The organism is Parapusillimonas granuli (assembly GCF_013416525.1).
GTDB lineage: Bacteria > Pseudomonadota > Gammaproteobacteria > Burkholderiales > Burkholderiaceae_B > Parapusillimonas > Parapusillimonas granuli.
In genome coordinates this window covers 1-1,194 of record NZ_JACCEM010000029.1, presented here as the reverse complement: position 1 = coordinate 1,194, position 1,194 = coordinate 1, and the positions used below count along the sequence as shown (strand labels likewise).

General features: G+C 52.9%; 1 rRNA gene. It reads left to right on the top strand.

What is annotated here, in order from left to right:
* Positions 1-24 precede the first annotated feature (24 nt).
* Positions 25-1,194, top strand: a 23S ribosomal RNA gene (locus H0A72_RS21900); the annotation flags it as partial.

Below are 1,194 nucleotides of genomic sequence, written 5' to 3'. Positions count from 1 at the left end.
TTTTTTAAGCCTGCAACGTTATAGGATCAAGCGACTAAGTGCACATGGTGGATGCCTTGGCGATCACAGGCGAAGAAGGACGTGGTAGCCTGCGAAAAGCTGCGGGGAGCTGGCAAACGAGCTTTGATCCGCAGATGTCCGAATGGGGAAACCCAGGGTAGCGATACCCTATCGCACACTGAATTCATAGGTGTGCGAGGCGAACCGGGCGAACTGAAACATCTCAGTAGCCCGAGGAACAGAAATCAACCGAGATTCCGAAAGTAGCGGCGAGCGAAATCGGAGCAGCCTTGACGATTTAGCCGATCCGGTAGTCGAACGCGATGGAAAGCGCGGCCATAGCAGGTGATAGCCCTGTAGACGAAACCGGGTCGGTGGAACTAGGCGTCAGATAAGTAGGGCGGGACACGTGAAATCCTGTCTGAAGATGGGGGGACCATCCTCCAAGGCTAAATACTCGTGATCGACCGATAGTGAACCAGTACCGTGAGGGAAAGGCGAAAAGAACCCCGGAAGGGGAGTGAAATAGATCCTGAAACCGTGTGCATACAAACAGTCGGAGCCTCTTTATGGGGTGACGGCGTACCTTTTGTATAATGGGTCAGCGACTTACATTCAGTGGCAAGCTTAACCGAATAGGGAAGGCGTAGCGAAAGCGAGTCCGAATAGGGCGATTCAGTCGCTGGGTGTAGACCCGAAACCAGGCGATCTATCCATGGCCAGGTTGAAGGCACGGTAACACGTGCTGGAGGACCGAACCCACTAATGTTGAAAAATTAGGGGATGAGCTGTGGATAGGGGTGAAAGGCTAAACAAGCCTGGAAATAGCTGGTTCTCTCCGAAAACTATTTAGGTAGTGCCTCACGTATTGCTGCCGGGGGTAGAGCACTGTTATAGCTAGGGGGTCATGGCGACTTACCAACCTATGGCAAACTCCGAATACCGGCAAGTATGAGCGTGGGAGACAGAGCACCGGGTGCTAACGTCCGGACTCAAGAGGGAAACAACCCAGACCGCCAGCTAAGGTCCCAAACTATGGCTAAGTGGGAAACGAAGTGGGAAGGCATAGACAGTCAGGAGGTTGGCTTAGAAGCAGCCACCCTTTAAAGAAAGCGTAATAGCTCACTGATCGAGTCGTCCTGCGCGGAAGATGTAACGGGGCTAAGCCATAGACCGAAGCTGCGGGTGTATATC